Origin of the sequence: Actinomadura terrae (assembly GCF_022751215.1) — a bacterium.
GTDB lineage: Bacteria > Actinomycetota > Actinomycetes > Streptosporangiales > Streptosporangiaceae > Spirillospora > Spirillospora terrae.
The window spans coordinates 343,225-363,453 of record NZ_JAICDG010000001.1 but is presented as its reverse complement, the minus strand read 5'-3'; the positions used below and the strand labels follow the sequence as shown (position 1 = coordinate 363,453).

13 protein-coding genes are annotated in these 20,229 nt (G+C 71.6%); 8 read left to right on the top strand and 5 right to left on the bottom strand.

What is annotated here, in order from left to right; genetic code table 11:
• Positions 1–43: 43 nt before the first annotated feature.
• Positions 44–1,600 (top strand): toprim domain-containing protein, encoded by a 1,557-nt coding sequence (locus tag K2F47_RS41200; protein ID WP_242900853.1) that lies wholly within the window; start codon positions 44–46, stop codon positions 1,598–1,600.
• Here the strand turns inward: K2F47_RS41200 and K2F47_RS01595 are convergent.
• Positions 1,533–2,828: an amidase gene (locus tag K2F47_RS01595; RefSeq protein ID WP_242900852.1), complete on the bottom strand. Its 1,296-nt coding sequence runs from the start codon at positions 2,826–2,828 to the stop codon at positions 1,533–1,535. The genes K2F47_RS41200 and K2F47_RS01595 overlap by 68 nt on opposite strands.
• Positions 2,829–3,260: 432 nt before the next feature.
• Here K2F47_RS01595 and K2F47_RS01590 point away from each other — a divergent pair, with 432 nt between their 5' ends.
• The 3 genes from K2F47_RS01590 (at position 3,261) to K2F47_RS01580 (ending at position 8,733) form a co-directional block, all read left to right on the top strand.
• Entirely contained in the window at positions 3,261–5,735 is a 2,475-nt protein-coding gene (locus K2F47_RS01590) for a phosphoketolase family protein (RefSeq protein WP_242900851.1), read from the top strand.
• A 55-nt stretch (positions 5,736–5,790) separates the two neighbouring features.
• The gene (locus K2F47_RS01585) at positions 5,791–6,876 is read left to right on the top strand and encodes an acetate/propionate family kinase (protein ID WP_242900850.1); all 1,086 of its coding nucleotides are present in this window, start codon (positions 5,791–5,793) and stop codon (positions 6,874–6,876) included.
• A 303-nt stretch (positions 6,877–7,179) separates the two neighbouring features.
• A complete protein-coding gene (locus tag K2F47_RS01580; RefSeq protein WP_242900849.1) occupies positions 7,180–8,733 on the top strand; it encodes an HNH endonuclease signature motif containing protein in 1,554 nt (517 codons plus the stop codon).
• 1,562 nt (positions 8,734–10,295) lie between these two features.
• On the opposite strand, the gene K2F47_RS01575 is transcribed toward K2F47_RS01580, so the two are convergent.
• Positions 10,296–10,805: an Lrp/AsnC family transcriptional regulator gene (locus K2F47_RS01575; protein WP_242900848.1), complete on the bottom strand. Its 510-nt coding sequence runs from the start codon at positions 10,803–10,805 to the stop codon at positions 10,296–10,298.
• A gap of 94 nt (positions 10,806–10,899) precedes the next feature.
• Here K2F47_RS01575 and K2F47_RS01570 point away from each other — a divergent pair, with 94 nt between their 5' ends.
• Positions 10,900–14,409 carry an indolepyruvate ferredoxin oxidoreductase family protein gene (locus K2F47_RS01570; protein ID WP_242900847.1) on the top strand — a complete coding sequence of 1,170 codons (3,510 nt, stop codon included), beginning with the start codon at positions 10,900–10,902 and terminating at the stop codon, positions 14,407–14,409.
• Here the strand turns inward: K2F47_RS01570 and K2F47_RS01565 are convergent.
• The gene (locus tag K2F47_RS01565; protein ID WP_242900846.1) at positions 14,388–15,221 is read right to left on the bottom strand and encodes a transporter substrate-binding domain-containing protein; all 834 of its coding nucleotides are present in this window, start codon (positions 15,219–15,221) and stop codon (positions 14,388–14,390) included. The genes K2F47_RS01570 and K2F47_RS01565 overlap by 22 nt on opposite strands.
• Positions 15,222–15,401: 180 nt before the next feature.
• Between K2F47_RS01565 and K2F47_RS01560 the strand changes: the two genes are divergently transcribed.
• Together K2F47_RS01560 and K2F47_RS01555 are read left to right on the top strand one after the other, a co-directional pair.
• Positions 15,402–15,935: a peptidoglycan-binding domain-containing protein gene (locus K2F47_RS01560; protein WP_242900845.1), complete on the top strand. Its 534-nt coding sequence runs from the start codon at positions 15,402–15,404 to the stop codon at positions 15,933–15,935.
• Between the two features lie 100 nt (positions 15,936–16,035).
• A complete protein-coding gene (locus K2F47_RS01555; protein WP_242900844.1) occupies positions 16,036–17,085 on the top strand; it encodes a hypothetical protein in 1,050 nt (349 codons plus the stop codon).
• Between the two features lie 396 nt (positions 17,086–17,481).
• Here the strand turns inward: K2F47_RS01555 and K2F47_RS01550 are convergent, their stop codons facing one another.
• Positions 17,482–18,450, bottom strand: a complete 969-nt coding sequence (locus tag K2F47_RS01550; protein WP_242900843.1) for an NADP-dependent oxidoreductase — start codon at positions 18,448–18,450, stop codon at positions 17,482–17,484.
• 104 nt (positions 18,451–18,554) lie between these two features.
• On the opposite strand from K2F47_RS01550, the gene K2F47_RS01545 reads away from it, so the two are divergent.
• Entirely contained in the window at positions 18,555–19,160 is a 606-nt protein-coding gene (locus K2F47_RS01545) for a TetR/AcrR family transcriptional regulator (RefSeq protein ID WP_242900842.1), read from the top strand.
• Positions 19,161–19,277: 117 nt separating this feature from the next.
• Here K2F47_RS01545 and K2F47_RS01540 read toward each other — a convergent pair whose 3' ends face one another.
• Positions 19,278–20,108: a hypothetical protein gene (locus tag K2F47_RS01540; protein WP_242900841.1), complete on the bottom strand. Its 831-nt coding sequence runs from the start codon at positions 20,106–20,108 to the stop codon at positions 19,278–19,280.
• Positions 20,109–20,229: the final 121 nt, after the last annotated feature.

Below are 20,229 nucleotides of genomic sequence, written 5' to 3'. Positions count from 1 at the left end.
ATAACCCCGTTCGGCTTCCCGCTGCGAGTGAGGAGGCCCTGCCGTGCTCTCGGGGTTGGACGAGGAACAGCGCGTGCTGCGGGGCATCGCCTCGCGGGAGACCGCGCGGCTGCGCGACGGGACCCGCCCGTGGACGTGGTGGCTGGAGCGCGCCGTCCTGCACGGCCGCCGGTTCGGGTACACCAACACGCTGCTGATCGCGGCGCAGTGGCGGGCGGCGATCGACGTCCGCTCGTACGAGGAGTGGCAGGCGGCCGGGCGTCAGGTCCGGCGCGGCGAGACCGGGATTCGCGTGTTCGGGCCGTCCGGCGGGGTGCGCGCGGTGTTCGACGTCGCGCAAACGACCGGGTTACCACTGCGTGCCGGGTCGCGTGACGCCTCGCCGTCCTGGGATTGGTCCGAGCATGTCCGCCATTTGCATGTGGTGGAGGCGGATTCGGTCGGTTTTCTGGTGCGGGCGTGGCTCGGGCTGGAGCCGCGTCCGCCCGTCTTCCCGGTCAACGCCTTCTGGGCCGGGCCGGACGCCGGGGACCGCATCCTGCGGCTCGCCAGGCGCCTCTACTCGGCCGCGTGCGGGCAGGCGCCGTCCGTCGGGATCATGGACGCGGCGCACCGGTTCTTCCAGGCGCGGCGCCCCGAAAGCTGGGTGCCCGCCTACCTCGCGGGACGCGGTTTCCCCCTCGGCGTGCAGCGGCGCTGGCAGCTCGGCCACGCCCCGCCCGGCCCCCGGGCCCTCACCGACCACCTGCGCGGGCTCGGCCACGACGACGAGCAGATCGTCGCGTCCGGCCTGGCGAAGCCCGCCGGTGAGCGCTCTGACGACGATGGCCTCCACGACACCTTCCGCGACCGGCTGATGTTCGCCATCCGGACGGCCGACGGCGCGATCGCCGGGTTCCTCGGCCGCCGCCGCGACGGCGCCGAGGGCCCGAAGTACCTCAACGGACCGGCCACCGCGCTCTTCCACAAGTCCGAGCTGCTCTACGGCCTGCACGAGGCGCGCGACCGGTTCGCGGCGGGGGCGCGTCCCGTCCTGGTCGAGGGGCCGCTCGACGCGATCGCCGTCGCCGTCGCCGGGGACCCGAGGCACGCGGCCGTGGCGACCTGCGGGCTGTCGCTCACCGGCGCGCAGCTCGGCGCGCTCGGCGGCGTCGCCGACCTCGCCGCGACCGGCGTGCTGGTCGCGCTGGACGGCGACCCGGCGGGACGGTCCGGCGCCGTCCGGGCCTGGGAGACGCTCGCGCGCGTCGCCGGACCGGTGGACCTGGTCGCGCTTCCGTCCGGCCGCGACCCCGCCGACCTGCTGCACGAGGGAGGGCGCGCGGCCGTCCGCCGCGCCCTGCGCACCCACACGCCGCTGGCGGACGCCGTCGTCGACGCCGCCATCGAGCGGGCCGGAGGCGCGCTCGCCACCGTCGAGGAGCGCCTCGCCGCGCTCCGCGCCGCCGCGTCGGTCATCGCGGAGCGCCCATCCGAGGCGGCACGTCAGGCCGTGCGCGCCGCCGAACGGACAGGCGTCCCCATCTGGCTCGTCACAGAGGCGCTGATCGAAGCCGCTCGGCGGCCTCGAAGAGCAGGTCCTCCGCGCCCGGCCGGGTGACGAGCTGCGCGGCCACCGGGAGGCCGTCCACGGTCCCGGCGGGGACGCTGATCGCCGGGAGCCCGAGCACGTTCCACGCGCAGGTGAGGCTGATCAGCAGCGGCGTCAGCGGGCCGAGGCCGTCGCTCTCGGTCGTCCCGATCGGCGGCGCGGTGATCGCCATCGTCGGCAGGACGAGCAGGTCATGCCGTCCGAGCAGCGCGTCGACCTCGCGGCGGAACTCCGCGCGCTCGCGCTCCGCCCGGACGTACCGCCACCCGGGCGTTCTCCCGGCGCGCTCCAGCCGCTCCAGCGTCGGGCGCTGGAACAGCTCCGGCGCGGCGGCGACCCGCTCGGCGTGGACCTCGTAGGCCTCGCTGTCCTGGATCGCCGCGAAGACCCGGCGCAGCTCCTTCAGATCCACCTTCTCGGACGCGACGTCCGGGAACACCGCGCGGACCGTCCCCGCCACGACGCGCTCCACGTCCGGGTCGACCTCGTGCGGCTCGATCCAGGCGACGCTTCCGCTCCGCCCTTGCCGCGACTCGGACGGCAGGTCGGCGAGCACGCGGTAGGCGGTGCGGCAGTCGGCCGGGCCGCCCGCGAGCACGCCCACATGGTCGAACGACGGCGACAGCGGGAACACGCCGCCGGTCGGGATCGCGCCGAACCGCGGCTTGAACCCGGTGATCCCGCAGAACGCCGCGGGGATGCGCACCGACCCGCCCGTGTCGGTGCCGATCGCCAGCGGGACCGTCCCCGCCGCGACCGCGACCGCGCTGCCGCTGGACGAGCCGCCCGACATCCGCGCCGGGTCCCGCGGGTTGCGGCACGGGCCGTCCGCCGACACGTCGCCGGTGCCGCCGTAGGCGAACTCGTGCGTCCCGGTCTTGCCGACGATCACCGCGCCGGCGGTGCGCAGCCGCGTCACCACGGCGGCGTCGTGCTCGGCCACGTTCCCGGCGAAGTGCGCCGAGCCCATGCCGGTGGGCAGGCCCGCGACGTCGATGATGTCCTTCACCGCGACGGGGACGCCGTGCAGCGGACCGCGGTCGGCACCGGACCCGAGCTCCTCGTCGGCCTGCCGCGCCGCCACCGCCGCGCCGTCCGGATCGAGGGTCACGAAGGCGTTGAGGGACGGGTCGACCGACTCCAGCGCCCGCTCCAGCAGCCCCGCCGCCGACTCGGTGCCCGCACGCAGCGCCGCGCCGAGGTCCGCCAGCGTCCGTCCGGCGAAGAATCCGCCCATTCCGCCTCCTCACGCTCCTGATCTTCCGCGTAGCATCGCAGACGCCGCCCCGGCTGGACAGCGGTCGGAACGGTCGCGTCCGCCCGGCACCCGTCACCATCCGCTCATCGCGAGTCACGGACCGTTCGCCGAGGCGTCCGCCGATCCGGCGAACCTACGCGCCGGTACAAGGCAAGCTTCAACGCACCTTGCGGAGACGCTCCCACCGGTTCGTATGGGGGGCGGGGCGGCGGCCCTTCGACTGCCGCCGCCCCACGGCCGGTGACGTCCAGCCGGGGTGGGGGGACGAGGCCACGGCGGCGCGGTAGACGGCGCGCACCCGCCGCCGTGGCCTCCTCGGCCCCGTCGGCCCCCGTCGCCCCCGTCGGTTAAGCGGTGTCGATCGCGGGGACGTGATCCTCCGGCGGTACACCGACCCGGAGGGACGCGCCCATGTCCGACCACGCTGTCACCGACCGCACCTCGCCGGAGCGTGGCTCCTCGGACCGTGGCTCGCCGGACCGTGGCTCGCCGGACCGTGGCTCGCCGGACCGTGGCTCGCCGGGCCCCGGCCTGACGGACGACGAGGCGCGGCGGATCGACGCGTACTGGCGGGCGGCGAACTATCTGTCGGCGGGTCAGATCTATCTGCTGGGCAATCCGCTGCTGCGTGAGCCGTTGCGGCCCGAGCACATCAAGCCGCGGTTGCTGGGGCACTGGGGCACCTCGCCGGGCCTGAACTTCTGCTACGCCCATCTGAACCGGGTGATCCGGGCGCGGGACCTGGACATGATCTACATCATGGGCCCGGGGCACGGGGGCCCGGCGGCGGTGGCGAACGCGTGGCTGGAGGGCACCTACAGCCAGGTCTATCCGCAGGTGTCGCGGGACGGGGCGGGGATGGCGCGGCTGTTCCGCCAGTTCTCCTTCCCCGGCGGAATCCCCAGTCACGTCGCGCCCGAGACGCCCGGGTCGATTCATGAGGGCGGGGAGTTGGGGTATTCGCTGGCGCACGCCTACGGCGCCGCCTTCGACAACCCCGATCTGGTGGTGGCGTGCATCGTCGGGGACGGGGAGGCCGAGACGGGCCCGCTGGCGGCCAGTTGGCATTCCAACAAGTTCCTGGACCCGGTGCACGACGGGGCCGTTCTGCCGATCCTGCACCTCAACGGCTACAAGATCGCCAACCCGGCGGTGCTGGCACGGCTCCCGGAGGAGGAACTGGTCCAGCTCTTCGACGGCTACGGCTACCACCCCGTCCTGGTGAGCGGCGACGAGCCCGCGTCCATGCACCGCAAGATGGCCGTCGCGCTCGACCAGGCGCTCGACGAGATCGCGGCCATCCAGCACGCCGCCCGGACCGCGGCGCGGGAGGGACGTTCGGTCGAGCGCCGCCGCTGGCCCCTGATCATCCTGCGCTCGCCCAAGGGGTGGACGGGCCCGAAGGAGGTCGACGGCGAGCCCGTGGAGGGCACGTGGCGCTCGCACCAGGTCCCGCTCGCGGGGGTTCGGGACAACCCCGACCACCTGGCGCAGTTGGAGGCGTGGCTGCGCTCCTACCGCCCGGAGGAGCTGTTCGACGACGCGGGCCGTCCGGTGGCGGACCTGCTGGCGTCCGCGCCCGAGGGCGAACGGCGGATGAGCGCGAACCCGCACGCCAACGGCGGCCTGCTGCTGCGCCCGCTGGACCTGCCCGACTTCCGCGACTACGCCGCGGAAGTCGGCGAGCCCGGCACGACCACAACCGCGCCCACCCGCCTGCTCGGGACGTTCCTGCGCGACGTCGTCAGCGCCAACCCGTCCAACTTCCGGATCATGGGCGCGGACGAGACCGCCTCCAACCGCCTCCAGGACGTCTTCGAGGCCACCGACCGGGTCTTCCTCGGCGAGCGCTACCCGACCGACGTGCACCAGGCCGCGCAGGGACGCGTCATGGAGGTGCTGAGCGAGCATCTGTGCCAGGGATGGCTGGAGGGCTATCTCCTGACCGGTCGGCACGGGCTGTTCAACAGCTACGAGGCGTTCATCCACATCGTGGACGCGATGTTCAACCAGCACGCCAAATGGCTGAAGGTCACTCGCGCCCTGCCGTGGCGGCGTCCGATCGCCTCACTGAACTACCTGCTGTCCTCACACGTGTGGCGCCAGGACCACAACGGCTTCACCCACCAGGACCCCGGCTTCCTCGACGTCGTCATGAACAAGAAGCCCGAGATCGTCCGGGTGTACCTGCCGCCGGACGCCAACACGCTGCTATCGGTCGGCGACCACTGCCTGCGCTCCCGCGACTACGTCAACGTCATCGTCGCCGGAAAACAACCCGCGCTGAACTGGCTGCCGATGGACGACGCCATCGCCCACTGCACCCGCGGCATCGGTATCTGGGAATGGGCTTCTACTGATGATGGGGCCGATCCCGATGTCGTGCTGGCCTGCGCGGGTGATGTGCCCACGCTGGAGACGCTCGCTGCCGCCGCGCTGCTCCGCGACCTGTTCCCCGAGTTGCGCGTCCGCGTCGTGAACGTCGTCGATCTGATGAGGCTGCAACCCGACTCCGAGCACCCGCACGGCCTTCCCGAACGCGACTTCGACGCGCTGTTCACCACGGACAAGCCGGTCATCTTCGCCTTCCATGGTTACCCGTACCTGATCCACCGGCTCACCTACCGCCGCAACGGACACCACAACCTGCACGTCCGCGGCTACAAGGAGGAGGGCACCACCACGACGCCGTTCGACATGGTCATGCTCAACGACCTGGACCGCTTCCACCTCGTCATGGACGTCATCGACCGCGTTCCGTCGCTTGGCGGCCGGGTCGCCCACATCCGACAGCGTATGGCCGATGAACGGCTCCGGCTACGTGCTTACACCCGCGAACACGGCGAGGACGCCCCGGAAATCCGCGACTGGACCTGGCCTCGGTGAGGGAGCTTGTCTGATGCGTAGCTCTAGCCCTGGCTCTAGCTCCGGCTCTAGCTTTATGCGTGTTCTGACGGTCAATCCAGGGTCCAGCAGCCTGAAGCTGAGCTTGGTCGAACCGGACGGAACCGTACTCGCCGAAGAGTCCGGGGCGGGGCACGAGATGGCCCCGCTCGTCGCCCGCATGCCTCGGCCGGATGCGGTGGGCGTTCGGTTCGTCCATGGCGGAAGCGATTTCACTGGGCCTGTCGTGGTCGATGATGGTGTCGTCGAGCGGCTGCATGCTCTTGCCGATCTGGCGCCGCTGCATCAGCCTGCTTCATTGCATGCCTTGTCGGAGATCAGTGCAGCGCTGCCGGGAGTCCCTGCGGTGGCGTGCTTCGACACCGCTTTCCATGCCACTCTTCCGGATGCCGCCGCAACCTATGCCCTGCCTGCACGGTGGCGGGAGCAGTTCGGTCTGCGGCGGTATGGGTTTCATGGGTTGTCGTTCTCCTATGCGGTGCGGCGGGCCGGTGAGCTGCTTGGTGGCGATCCCGCTGCTTTTCGGATGGTGATCTGCCATCTGGGGTCTGGCGCTTCTCTGGCTGCGGTAGCGAATGGTGTGTCTGTTGATACGACGATGGGGTTCACTCCGCTGGAGGGGCTGGTCATGGCATCTCGGGCGGGGAGTCTCGATCCTGGGATCCCGCTGTGGTTGATCAAGCATGGGGTGGATGCTGCCGAGGTCAATGACGGTCTTGAGCGCGACTCCGGGCTGCTTGGGCTTACTGGCACTGGGGACATGCGTGAGATTCGTTCTCGTGCTGCTTCTTATGATGTTGATGCTCTGGCCGCTTTGGATGTCTATCATCATCGGCTTCGTGGGTGTGCTGCCGCTATGGTCGCTTCGTTGGGCGGGTTGGATGTTCTTGTATTTACGGGGGGTGTAGGGGAGCACGATCCGTCGGTGCGTATACGGCTTGCTGAGGATCTCGGGTTTTTGGGCGTTGGTATTGACCATGAGCGCAATGAGGGTGTGGGCGCGGGTGCGGGTGTCGCGGGGGACGCGGAGGTTACGTCGGATGGCGCTGGGGTTCGGTCTTTGGTGATACGTGCTCGCGAGGACCTGGAGATCGCTGCCGGGGTTCGTCAGGTACTTAGTTAGCCCTGGCCACCAGCGTGTATTCATCATTGTTCAAGCTTCATTGTTCACTCGCGGTGGGGGCGGCGCTGCGTACGGGGCCGCCCCTCCAAAGTCAAGGGCGCTTCGCGTCGCTTCGCGATGGGACTTCGTCCCACCCTTGACTTTGGAGCCTCTGCGGCCCCTGGGTGCAGCTTTCGTCGGGCAGGCTCCGCCTGCCCCCTGCCCGACGCGCCGCCCCCACCGCCTCTTAACGTTCGGGTGTTGTTTTTGGCGTTTGCCCCTTTTGGGTTATTGTGGCGCGTATTTTTTGATCATCATGAATTCTTGAATTTCTGGCCCTTGGGGGCTCTATTGATCATGAGAGTGGGGTATGATATGAATATGCGTTCGATGATGATCGACCTCGATGAGGCGTCCACCAGAGAAATGGTGAACGCTCTCTCGGTCATCGTCGCCGAACTCGCTCAGCGGCCCACGCCGGATTCCTCGGCGGCGTGCATGGAACTCAGCGAAACCCTCGCGGCCGCCACCGACCAATGTGAGAGTGCACTTGCCGGGCTCATCGCCCGTGTCGACACTCACGGCGAAGTGCAGCGCTGGGGGTTGCCGTCCACTCAGGCGTGGCTGCGATCTCGGTTGGGAATGCGCGACTCTCGCGCCAAGGAACGTCTTACTCTCGCCCGCCAGCGTCAGCGACTCAACCAGGTCACTGAGCGGTGGGCCAGCGGAAGCCTGTCTTTCGGGTATGCCGCTACCATCGCCGGGGCCGTCGCTCGCCTTGACGACGATGACTGCCAGGCCGCCGAAGAAATCCTGCTCGACATGGTCGACAAGGAATTCTCGGCCGGAAAGGTCGCCTCGTTCGGTAAGCGCATCCGCGAAGTGATCGCCGAGCGGGACGGCACCGAGACCCCCGACCCCGACTCCCGACGCGGATACGAACGGTCGTGGATCGACTCCACCCGTTCCCTGGACGGCGGCCGGTACATCAAGGGTTGGCTGAACCCCGAGGACTCCGCCATCTGGGAGGGCACACTCGGGCCGCTGGCCAAGCCCGCTGGCACCGACGACCGCCGCGACCTGTCGGAACGAACGGCGGCCGCGCTGACCGGAGTCCTGGCGGGCGGGCACACCGCGACCAAGGTCACCGTCATCTGCGACCTGGAGACCCTCACCGGCGGCGACGCTCCCGCCCGCCTCACCGACGGCACGCCGATCCCGGCCGAGCAGGCCCGCCGTATCGCGCTGAACGCCGGGGTCTCCCCACTACTGCTGGGGCGCGGGAACCTGCCCCTCTACCTCGGTCATCGACGAAGATTCGCAAGCCCAGCACAACGCCAAGTCCTCGAAGCCCTGTATTCGACGTGCGCGGTACAAGGCTGCGAGGTGCCCGGCACCCTGTGCGAGATCGACCACGTCGACGGCTGGGCACTCGGTGACAGCCCCACCGACATCGACAAGCTCGCGCTGTGCTGCGGCTGGCACAACCGCTTCAAGCACACCAACCCGTCGCAGCTCCAGATCACCACCGACGAGAGCGGCCGCTACACCTACCGCCTCATCCCGCCCCCCACCCGCCTCCCAAGGCCGACGGCGAGGCCGAGGCCGACGGCGACGGCGTTCGACTCCTCCCCCACCGCGCCCGTCACCGCTGCGGCCGCCCCGGCGCCAGATCTCCCGCAGAACGAAGACGCTCCCTCCCTCCCGATTCCCTCCCTCACAACGAACCCGTGGTTGGAACCCCCCGCGTCGACACCGGCTGCGAGCTCAGCGCCCCATCGAGTCCAGCTCCGCCCCCGCCCCCGCGCGCAGGCGGCCCGCCCCACTCGAAACAGCAACCGCCCCCCAGGCCAACAACGCCAAACCAGCGGCCCCTAGCCCCCAAGGCTCCGGTCTCCAAGCTCCGGACGCCATCCCCGGTCTTCGGTCCTCGGTCCTCGGTCCTCGGGTCTTCGTCGATGCGCCCCCGCCCCTTGGCCCTCGCCAGGCCCCGGCCGTGTTCCCAGGCCCCCGGCCCCGTTGTTAGTCCCCGCCCGACCCGGCCCCGGCCAGAGGGCCCCGTCCGCCCCCGCTCTCGCGCCCCCACCTACCCCCCTTCCAGGCCCCGGCCCGTCATCGGCCCCACCCGACCTGGCCCCGGCCGAGAGCCTCCATCCGCGTCTCCGCCCAGCGCCCACGCACCATCCCTGGCCCCCATGGCCCCCGGTTCCGTCATTGGCCCCGCCCCTGCTTAGCCCCGGCCCGAGAGCCTCCGCCCACCCCCCTCCCAGGCTCCGACCCCGGCCCTGTTCCCCTGCCGGGCCCCGGCCCGCAGGCCTCCGTTCACGTCCCCGGTCTCCGCCCGCGCGCCCCGCCTCCCGGTTCCGGGCCCCGGCCCTCGCCTCCAGGCCCCCGCCCTGCCCCCTCCCGCCAGGCCCCCTCCCGTCTGGCGTGGCTCGGCTCTGCCCCGAGGGCTCCTCTCCCCTTGACACCCCCCTCACCCTGGGCATCCTCCCCATGGCCCCTCCCCTCCGGTTCTCGCTGCTCTGATGCGACGAGCCCGAAGTCTCCCGCTACAGGCACCAACAGCACCGCACGACGCCACGGCACTTTGCTGGGCCTGGGGGGACCGCCCGGGCAGGCTCCCGGCCCGGGTTCCGGGTCGTGCCCCAGTGCTGTGCGGGCTGTGGACGTGCCACGAGTGAACGTACTGAAGAGGCGGTGGGGGCGGCGCGTCGGGCAGGGGGCAGGCGGAGCCTGCCCGACGAAAGCTGCACCCAGGGGCCGCAGAGGCTCCAAAGTCAAGGGTGGGACGAAGTCCCATCGCGAAGCGACGCGCAGCGCCCTTGACTTTGGAGGGGCGGCCCCGTACGCAGCGCCGCCCCCACCGCGAGTGAACAATGCCGGTTAAAGAATGTCGGTTAAAAAACTGCCGAGTCCCCTACCGCCCCACCTCGACCAAACCCACTACAACCACCAAACCCACCAAACCCATTAGGCCCCGCACCAAGAGCACTTCGGCCGAGGCCACCAACCCAAGGCCCCACCCCAAGCCGATTCGTCCGTGCGGGTGGCGGTCCGGAGGCCCGACGGCGCACCCACACGTCCGCCGCCCCCGCCGTCACCCGAGTTACCACGCCAGGGCACGCCGCCCCGGCACCACCTCACACGGCATCCGCCACGACCGACCTCCCCGCGCACGCAGCACGGCGGCCCGTTCGTCTCTGCGGCAGACGGCCTGGAAGCCTGACGGCGCGTCCACTGATCCGCCGTCTCCCGGCATCACCTCGGAGAAAAATCCGCTATGACCGACCGGCCTGCGCGTGCAGTGCGGCGGCTCGTTCGTCGGGGCGGCAGGCGGTCTAGAGGCCCGGTGGCGCGCTTACGCACCTCCATGCCCATGCCGTCATTCGAGTTATGACGCCGGGCCGCAGCATCCCAGCGAACCAACACCAACAAGGTCACCGCGCCGGGCGGCGGTCCTCTGCTCGGGCGCGGTTTTCCTCGTCTTCCAGAAGAGGGGCGATGCGGAAAGGAACCTGGTGTGTCAGGACGATGGACGTCGTGCTGCGCCGCACGCCGGGGCAGGCGAGGATGGCGTCGATCACCTCGTGTAGCTGTTTGCCGTTCGGAGCGACGGCGCGGACGAGCAGGTCGCCCTGGCCTGTGATCCCCAGTACCTCCAGCACGCGGGGGATAGCCGACAGCGCACCGGCCGCCTCCCTCAGGCGGCCCTGCGCCACCTCCAGCGTCACGAAGGCGGTGAGTTCGAAGCCGAGAGCGCCGAGGTCGACCTCGCGGCCGCGGTGTCCGATCACGCCCTCGCGTTCTAGGCGTTCTACGCGTGCGTGGGCGGTGTTGCGAGCTATGCCCAGCTTGGCGGCTAGTTCGGTGATGCCGATGCGGGGCTGGTCGACGAGGCGGCGCAGGATCTGGATGTCGAGCAGGGTGGGGCGCGTCACATCGCTCACCTCCGGCAGGTGACTCGGCTCACACTTGAGCAATCCGCTCAATTCTCTCTCTCACATCTTGCACCCTGCTCAGCGAAAGTTGCTCAATGCACGCATGACCCCCACCACCACCCCAAAGAACCCGCTCCGCGACCGGTTGGAGCTGGAGCGCGGACGGATCGCCCTCGGCGGTGTGCAGGCGCTCGTCCGGCTGCTGCTCGATCAGCGGCGCGCGGACGCGCGGCGCGGGTGGGCTACGGCCGGGTTCGTGTCGGGGTATCGGGGGTCGCCGCTGGGCGGGCTCGACCAGCAGCTCGTCCGGGACGCGGCGCTCCTCGATCGGCATGGCATCCGGTTCGTCCCGGGCGTGAACGAGGAGCTGGCGGCGACGGCGGTGTACGGGTCGCAGCTCGTGGAGCATCTGCCCGGGCCGCGGTACGAGGGCGTGTTCGGGCTCTGGTACGGCAAGGCCCCCGGCGTGGATCGCTCCATGGACGCGTTCAAGCATGCCAACTGGCTCGGGACGAGCGAGCGCGGCGGCGTCCTCGCGGTGGTGGGCGACGATCCGTCGTGCAAGTCCTCGACGTTGCCGTCGGCTACGGAGGGCGCGCTGGCCGAGGCGTTCATGCCGGTGCTGTCGCCCGCGTCGATCGCGGACGTGCTGCGTCTCGGCCGGGCCGGGTTCGAGATGTCGCGGTTCAGCGGCGCCTGGACCGGCTTCAAGCTCGTGACGGACGTGGCGGACTCCCACGAGGTGGTGGACGTCGAGCCGGTCCCGGACTTCACCGTCCCCGAGTGGGAGTGGCGCGGGCGGCCGTGGAAGCCGACGCGCAGGCCCGGGGTCGACCTGAAGGACACCACGTCGCTGGAAGCCGAGGTGCTGGAGGGGCGGCTTCAGGCCGCGACCGCATTCGCCAAAGCGAACGGTGTCGACGGCATCGACGGCGCGGTCGAGGCGACGGTCGGGCTGGTCGCGGCCGGCCGCACCTATCTTGAGCTGCGGGAGGCCCTCGACCGGCTCGGCCTGGACGACGCGGGTCTGGAGCGGCGCGGCGTCAGGCTGCTCAGGCTGGGCTTGATCTACCCGCTCGACGCGGAGAAGGCGCGGGAGTTCGCGCGGGGGCTGCGCGAGATCGTGGTGGTGGAGGAGAAGCGCGCGTTCGTCGAGACGCAGCTCAGGGACGTGTTGTACGACCTGGCGGAGCGTCCGGCCGTCCTCGGCAAGAAGGGCCCGGACGGCACGCCGCTGATCCCCGCCGACGGAGGGCTGGACGCCGACCGGATCGTCCGCGCGCTCGCGAGGTTCCTCGCCGACCGGGTCGGGGAGGAGCACCTCGACCTGCGCGATCCGGCCCTGACGCCGCGCAAGCCGACGCTGAACCTGCTGTCGGCCGCACGGACGCCGTTCTTCTGCTCGGGCTGCCCGCACAACCGGTCGACGGTCGTCCCGGACGGGTCGGTCGCGGCGAGCGGCATCGGCTGCCACATCATGACCGTGTTCAACGACCGCAGCATCGGCACGACGCAGATGGGCGGCGAGGGCGCGATGTGGGTCGGCGCGGCGCCGTTCAGCGACACCGCGCACATGTTCCAGAACCTCGGCGACGGGACGTTCTTCCACTCGGGCAGCCTCGCGGTGCGGCAGGCCGTGGCGGCGGGCACGAACATCACGTTCAAGCTGCTGTTCAACGCGGCCGTCGCGATGACGGGCGGGCAGGACGCCGACGGCGGCGTGGACCCGGCGGCCGTCACCCGCATGCTGCACGCCGAAGGCGTCGCGCGGATCGTCGTGGTCGCGGACGATCCGGCCCGGTATCCGCGCGGAACGGACTGGGCGCCGGGCGTCCGGGTCCGGCACCGCGACGACCTCGACGCCGTCCAGCGGGAGCTGCGCGAGGTCCCTGGCGTGACCGTGCTGCTGTACGACCAGGCGTGCGCGGCGGAGACGCGGCGCAAGCGCAAGCGCGGGCTCGCGCCGGACCCGGCGGCGCGCGTGCTGATCAACGAGGCGGTGTGCGAGGGCTGCGGCGACTGCGGCACCGCGTCGAACTGCCTCAGCGTCGAGCCGGTCGAGACCGAGTTCGGCCGCAAGACGCAGATCAACCAGACGTCCTGCAACAAGGACTACTCCTGCCTGGACGGCGACTGCCCGTCGTTCCTCACCGTGATCCCGGGCGAGCGGAAGGCCGGAGCGCCGTCGCTCAAGCCGATCGGTGACCTGCCCGAGCCCCTGGTGCGTCCCGACGCGGCGGACGTCCTGCTCGTCGGCATCGGCGGGACGGGCGTCGTCACCGTCAACCAGGTCCTCGCGACCGCCGCGCTGCTCGACGGCAAGGACGCCCGCGCGCTCGACCAGACGGGGCTCAGCCAGAAGGCGGGCGCGGTCGTGTCGCACCTGCGGATCGGCCCCCGGGGCGCGAAGGGCCGGGAGCGTCCGGGCATGGTCGGCGCGGGCGGCGCGGACGCCTACCTGGTGTTCGACTCGCTCGCCGGGACGTCCGAGCCGAACCTGCGGCGCTGCGCGCCCGGCCGCACCGGCGCGGTGGTGTCGACCAGCGAGGTCCCGACCGGACGGATGATCACCGACACGTCGGCCGCGCTGCCGCCGGGGGCCGTGCTGGTCCGGCGGATCGCCGAGCACACCGACGGCGACCGGCTGGTCGCGCTGGACGCGCTGGCTCTCGCCGAGCGCTGGTTCGGCTCGACGACCACGGCGAACCTCATCGTGGTCGGCGCCGCGTACCAGTCGGGCCTGCTGCCGGTTCCGGCCGCCGCGATCGAGGAGGCGCTCGCGCTCAACGGCGTCCAGGTGGAGGCGAACGTGCAGGCGTTCCGCGCGGGCCGCCGCCTCGTCCTGGACCCGGCGTTCGCGGACGACGCACCGGAGGCGGTGCAGCCGGTCGTCCGTCCGCTGGACGCGTCCGCACCCGCCGCGCTGAACCTGGTGGCCGCGTCGGGCGCCGACGGGGAGCTGCTGCGCGTCCTGCGGATTCGCGTCCCCGACCTCGCCGCCTACCAGGATGTCGCGCTGGCCAGGCGCTACCTGAACGCGGTGGGCCGCGTCGCGGACGCCGAGCGCGCCGCCGGCGTCGAGGGGCAGCGGCTCGCGATCGCCGTGGCGCGCAACCTCTACAAGCTGATGGCCTACAAGGACGAGTACGAGGTCGCCCGCCTGCACCTCGACCCCGAGCTGGCGCGGCGGGTGGAGGAGCGGTTCGGGCCCGGCGCGTCGGTCCGGTACATGCTGCATCCGCCGGTCCTGCGGGCGCTCGGCCTGGACCGGAAGATCGCCCTCGGCCGGACGGCGCGTCCGGCGTTCCGGGCGCTGCGGGCGATGCGGCGGCTGCGCGGTACGCCGCTGGACCCGTTCGGTGTGACCGCGCAGCGCCGCGAGGAGCGCCGCCTGGTCACCGAGTACCTCGGCACCGTCGCGGAGCTGCTCAACGGGCTGGACGAGCGGCGCCACGACCTCGCCGTCCAGATCGCGGAGCTGCCGGACATGATCCGCGGCTACGAGGACGTCAAGACCGCCAACGTCGCGCGCTATCGGGAGCGCCGCCGCGAGCTGCTCGGGTCATGGCGCGGCGCGCACCGGACTGCCCGTCAGGAGCAGCCCTCGAACTGAGGGATCTCCACGTAGGTCAGGTCGAGGCCGGTACCGCCGAACCACTTGGTGATCAGCTTGGCGGCGGTGCCGTCCTGGTACATCTTCGTGATCGCCCGGTTCAGCGCCTCGCAGCCGTCGACGTCGCCGCGGCGCACCCCGATCCCGGTGTTCTGCTCGCTGATCCGCGCGTTGACCAGCCGGTACCCGGTGCCCTCCCGGCGGATGAGCCCGGCGAGGATCACGTCGTTGGTGGTGATCGCGTCCACGGCGCGGGTGCGGATCTTCGCCATGCAGGCGTCGTAGTCCTTGGCGGAGACGATCTTCGCCGTCATCCCGTGCACCGCGAGCAGCCGCTTGACGGGATCGGAGCCCTCGACCCCGCAGAACCGGCGGCCCTTGAGGTCGCGGACGGCCCTGGCCCGCTCGTCCGACCGGACGAGGATGTCCTGGTAGGACACGTAGTACGGGCCCGCGAACGAGACCTTCGTCTTGCGCTCGGGCGTCACCGACAGGGTCGCGAGGACCATGTCGGCCTTCCCGTCCGTCAGCACCTTGAGCCGGTCGTTCGAGAGCACCTCGACGAAGCGGACCTTGCGCTCGAGCTTGCCCGCGACATAGCGGGCGACGTCGACGTCGAAGCCCTCGTAGCCGCCGCCGGGACGGCGCAGGCCGATGCCGGGCAGGTCGGGACGGACGCCCACGACCAGCGCGTCCTTGTCGAGCAGCGACTCCCCGCCGCCGCCGACGTCGCCCACATCGGCGCAGGCCGCAAGCAGCCCGCCCAGCAGCATCATCGTCGCAAGCAGCCGCGTCGGCCTTCGGTTTCGCACAGGGAAATGATCCCCGGTCCGCCGCGACAGTCAAGACGGGTCCCTTGGATTCCGCCGCGATCGCCCCGGTTCGGTACTGGCTCAACCCGGCCATCGCCGAACATTCGCAGGTCAACACCCTTCTAATCCTGCGTAACCGGAAGAGACACCCGGTACCCCCCCACCCCGGAAGGAACCCCCATGAAGGTGAAGCGGATCGCCGTCACCGGTCTGGTCGCCGCCGCCGTCGTCGCGGGCGGGACGGCGCTGCCCTCCCCCGCGTCGGCCGACACCGTCCCCTACGCCTCGCCGTATGGGTACTGGCCCGTCCTGAAGCAGGGGCAGGTCAGCGAGAACGTCCGCGCCCTGCAATGGTTTCTGAGCTGCGACGGCTACGACCAGCCCGCCCCCTCGCACTACGGGCCGAAGACCACCGCGAACGTCCGCGCCTTCCAGCAGCGCTACCTGACGTCCTTCGACGGCAATGTGGGCGCGCTCACCTGGACGGCCCTGCTCACGCATGCCGCGCCCACCGGATACGGGCAGAAGAACCACTGCGTCAAGGCGTTGCAGGTGCTGCTCAACAAGTGGCGCTACAACGACGACCTGCCGATCACCGGCTACCACGGCCCCCGCACGAAGAAGAAGCTGGTGCGGTTCCAGTCCGAGCACGGGCTGCCCGCCACCGGCGTCCCGGACGTGCGCACCTATCACCGGCTGATCCTCGGCAAGTGACCGTCCGTCCCGGGGCCGTGCGGGACATGCGGCGCGGACGCGCGCCGCACCGTCGCCGGGGGTTCACCCTCTGGACGGAAACGGCTCCTACGCTGCACCGATGGACAAGATCGACAAAACAGGACCCTCGCGCAGAGCACTGTTGGGCGGCGCCCTCGGCGGGCTGGCCGGGGCCGCCGCGCTGGGTCTCGACGCCGCGCCCGCCGACGCCGCCGGGCACCCCTCACACCGGCCGCCGCACCGCCGCCTGCGGGTGCTCGTCGCGACGAACGAGCCCTGGGGCACCTACCACGTCGCGCCGCTGCTCGCCGAGGCCGCGCGGCGGGGCGTGCGGCTGACGCAGCTCGTCCCCGACCTCTCCCAGATCAAGCCGGGCGACCCGGTCCCGGTCGCCGTCCCCCGGCGGGCGCCGCGCGCCGACCTGCTGGTCGTCGCGGGGGCGGGCGACTGGCCGCTGGAGTGCGCGCGGCGCTTCCGGCACCTGCGCCTGGCCGCCAGCTCGCTCGCCTACCTCGGCCCGGACGAGGCGCCGGGCGCGTGGTGGCTGCGGCACCGGCTGCGCACCGTCACCTCCTCGTCCCCGGCGGAGGCCCGCGCGTTCGCGAGCTACCTCGGTACGCACCGCCGCGTCCGGGTCGTCGGGTCGCCGCAGACCGACGACCTCCCGGTGCGCGCGCCGGAGAAGGGGCTGGTGCTGGTCGTCACGAGCGTCACCCACCCGGACGGGACGGGCGGCGCCGCCCCCGGTACCGAGCTGCTGCTCAAGGCGGCCGAGAACCTGCGGGGCGCCGGGAAGCGGGTCCTGGTCGGCCTGCACCCGCGCGAGGACCGCCGCCTGTGGGAGAAGTACGAGATCAGCACGGTCCCGACGCTGCGGGCCTCGGCCCGCGCGGAGGCCGCGATCGGCATCCCGGGGACGATCTTCCCGCTGATCGCCGCGGTGGGGACGCCGCTGGTGGGCTGTACCGACCCGGCCCTGAAGGTGCCCGACTACCTGCGGGCGGTCTGCTCGGCCGCGATCGAGGACGCGGGAGCGGCGGTCCGGGCCGTCCAGGACGCGCGGCTGCCCGACCCGCGCACGCTCGCCGACGCGGTCGGCCCGATCGGCGGCTCGGCGGCCCGGCTCCTGGAGGCCTGGCGCCGCGCCTGACCGTGCGGGAGCCCGAAAGACGGAACCGGGCGACGGAAGCGGGGGAAACGGGCGCCCAGGAAGGCAGGGATCAAGCCTTGGCCCGGGCGCCCGCCCCCAGCACCGGACGCCGCGTCCAAACGCCCGGTGGGCCTGTAACCGGCGTGTGTTTCCGGCCGATGACCGGCTCACTCGTCCCCGCGGGCCGGCGGCGGCGCATTCGTCCGCCCGAGTCCTGCCACGGTTTGCCGGAGACGTGCCACGCGGGACGATATCCCACGATCGCGGGAGTATGCGCGGTCGTTGCGCAGACGGTATGCCGAAATATCGGCACCCGCCGATTCCGCCCCGCCCCACCAGCCCTTATGCGAATTCAACTGCTCGAAACCAAAATGGTGGGACGCGGCGCCCGGTCCTTCACATCGTGACGACGAGCTTGCCGGTCGTGTGCGTGCGCGCGAAGTCGACGCAGGCCCGCGCGGCCTCGGCCAGGCCGTACTCGCGGCCGACCGTGGCGCGCAGCACGCCGCTCTCCGCGCGTTCGCCCACCTCGCGCATTCCGCCGAGCTCGCCGTCCATGTCGAGGACGAAACTCAGCTCGACATCGCTCCGGCCGAGCCATTCCGGCTCCGGCACGGGGAAGGTGATCGTGAGCAGGTGCCCGCCCGGACGCAGCGCCGCCGCCACGCCGGTCAGATGGTCGCCGGGAAAGACCAGGTTGAACGCCAAATCAACGCCCGCCGGATAGTCCGCTTCCGTATAGCCGATGATCTTTTCGGCGCCGAGAGCGCGCAGCACGTCCGCGTCGTCATCGGTGGCGGTGGCGATCACCCGGACGCCCGCCGCCGCGAGGACGGGGACGAGCGCGGTCCCGACGCCGCCGGTGGCGCCGACCACCAGCGCGGTCTGCCCCGCGGCGGCCTTGGCCGTCGCCATCAGCGCCCCCGCCGTGAGGCCGGTGGTGGCGAGCGCCGCCGCGTCCCGCGCCGCGACACCGGCCGGGCGGTGCGCCAGCAGCGGGGTATCGGCCTCGAAGACCGCGTACTCGGCCATCGTGCCGGTGCCGAGCGAGGGCCGGGTCGCCCCCGCCATCGGCCGCAGCGCGCGCGGCAGCGCCTGCCCGAAGATCTCGTCCCCCACCGCGAACGCGGTCACGCCCGCGCCCGTCTCCGTGACCGTCCCGGCGAAGTCGATGCCGAGGACGTGCGGGAAATCCAGCGGCGCGACGTCGCGGAACTCCCCGGTGGGCAGGCGGAGGTCGGCGGGGTTGACGGACGCGGCCGCGACGCGGACCTGGATCTGCCCGGGCCCGGGCGCGGGCACCGGCAGATCCACCACCGCGTACCGCTCGGGTGGTCCGTACTCGGTGGCGACGGCAGCCTTCATAAGCCCTCCCAGCAGCAGGCCCGGCAATAAGCGGACCGCACGGTCATGTTAGCCGCGACGCTAGCGTTAAACGGACCGAACGGTCAACTTGGTAGGCTGGGGGGGTGACCCTGACACCGTCCCGCCCGCTGCGCGCCGATGCCGCGCGCAACCGGGAGGCCCTGCTGGCGGCGGCGGCGGACGAGTTCGCCGAGCACGGAGCGGACGCCTCGGTCGCCGACATCGCCCGCCGCGCGGGCGTCGGGAAGGGCACGCTGTTCCGCCACTTCCCCACCAAGGACGACCTGATCTCCGCGATCATCCTCCACCGGCTGAACGGGCTCAGCGAGGCGGGCGAGCGCCTCCTCGACCGCCCGGACGCGGGCGGCGCGCTCCTGGAGTTCCTCACCGTAGCCGGGCACAGCCGCCAGCAGCGCGACGTGTCGTTCCTGCACAACCTGGGCGAGACCGGCACGGAGGTGGCACAGGCCCGCGCGCGGCTGTTCGAGATCGTGCACATCCTGGTCGACCGCGCCCGCGACCAGGGCGTCGTCCGCGCGGACGTGACCGGCGCCGACGTCGTCCTGCTGATGTGCGCGCCGAACCACGTCGCCGAGTACCTGCCGGACGCCTCCCCCGACCTGTGGCGCCGCTACCTCGCGATCATCTTCGACGGGCTGCGCCCCGCCGGCGCCCACCCGCTGCCCCACCCCGCCCCGACCGTCCTCTGACACCACCGTCCAAGACCGGGCCGCTCTCGAAACCGGGCCGACGTGCTTCGCACCCGGCCCCGGGACTGGCACGGGGTGCGGGTGCGAAGGGTCGGATGCGAAGGGATGGGCGCGGGGTCAGGAGGCGGGCCGCTCCGGGAAGAAGAAGCCCTGGCCGGGGACCGCGTCGAAGCCGGGGATGGGCTTGCCCGGGTTGAACATCGACACCCACGGGAACGGGGTGCCGGTCAGGAACAGGTGGCTGTCCCAGAAACGGCCGTGCGCCATGCCGACCTGGCAGTTGCACTCCTCGGCGGTCGGCCACGAGGCGGCCGGGTCCTCGCCCTTCCACGCCTCGTTCTTCGGGGGGACCCGGGTGTTGAACCAGGTGTCGGACGGGTGGACGCTGCGCTCGTGGATGAAGGAGTCCTTCGGCTTGAGGCAGCGCAGGCCGGGGTCGTCCGGGAAGGCGGGCGCCTTGCCGGGAGTGTAGGGGCTGACGTAGCCCCAGCCGGCGAGCCGGTAGGGGAAGTTCGGCTCGAACGCCTTCGTGGGGTCCTTCACGCGGGGGTTCGGCTTGTAGAACACCAGCGTCGGCTTGCCCGGCCCCTGGGCGCCGTCGTTGACGATGGTCAGCCCCACCCCCTTCATGCTGTTGTACATGTGGGACAGGAGCGCGTAGTGGGTGCCGTACTGGGGGTTGACCTTGGCGAGGCGGTCCATGTCGGCCTGGTTTCGCAGCACCTCGAAGCCCTTGAACAGTTTCAGCACCCGGCGCTGCTCCACCGCGAAGCTGCTCAGCCGCTCCCAGGTGGTGCACGCGGCCCCGGTGTGCGGGGTCCGGGGCGGTCGCGCGGCGGAGTCGGCGTTCGCCGCGTTGGCGGCGGCGGCACCGGCGGGCACCGCCAGCGCCACGACGCTCGCGGCCGCCGCGATGACGTGGCGCCGCCTCAACTTGTGTAGAGCCACGGATTCCTCCTTTGGTGGCTGGTCCGATGACGACGCTAGGGACCGGCGCCGGCGGCCACATCCGCCAATGTGCGCTCCTAGATCCACAGCGCCTGCGCAATCGGGAAGATGTGGGGTCTCC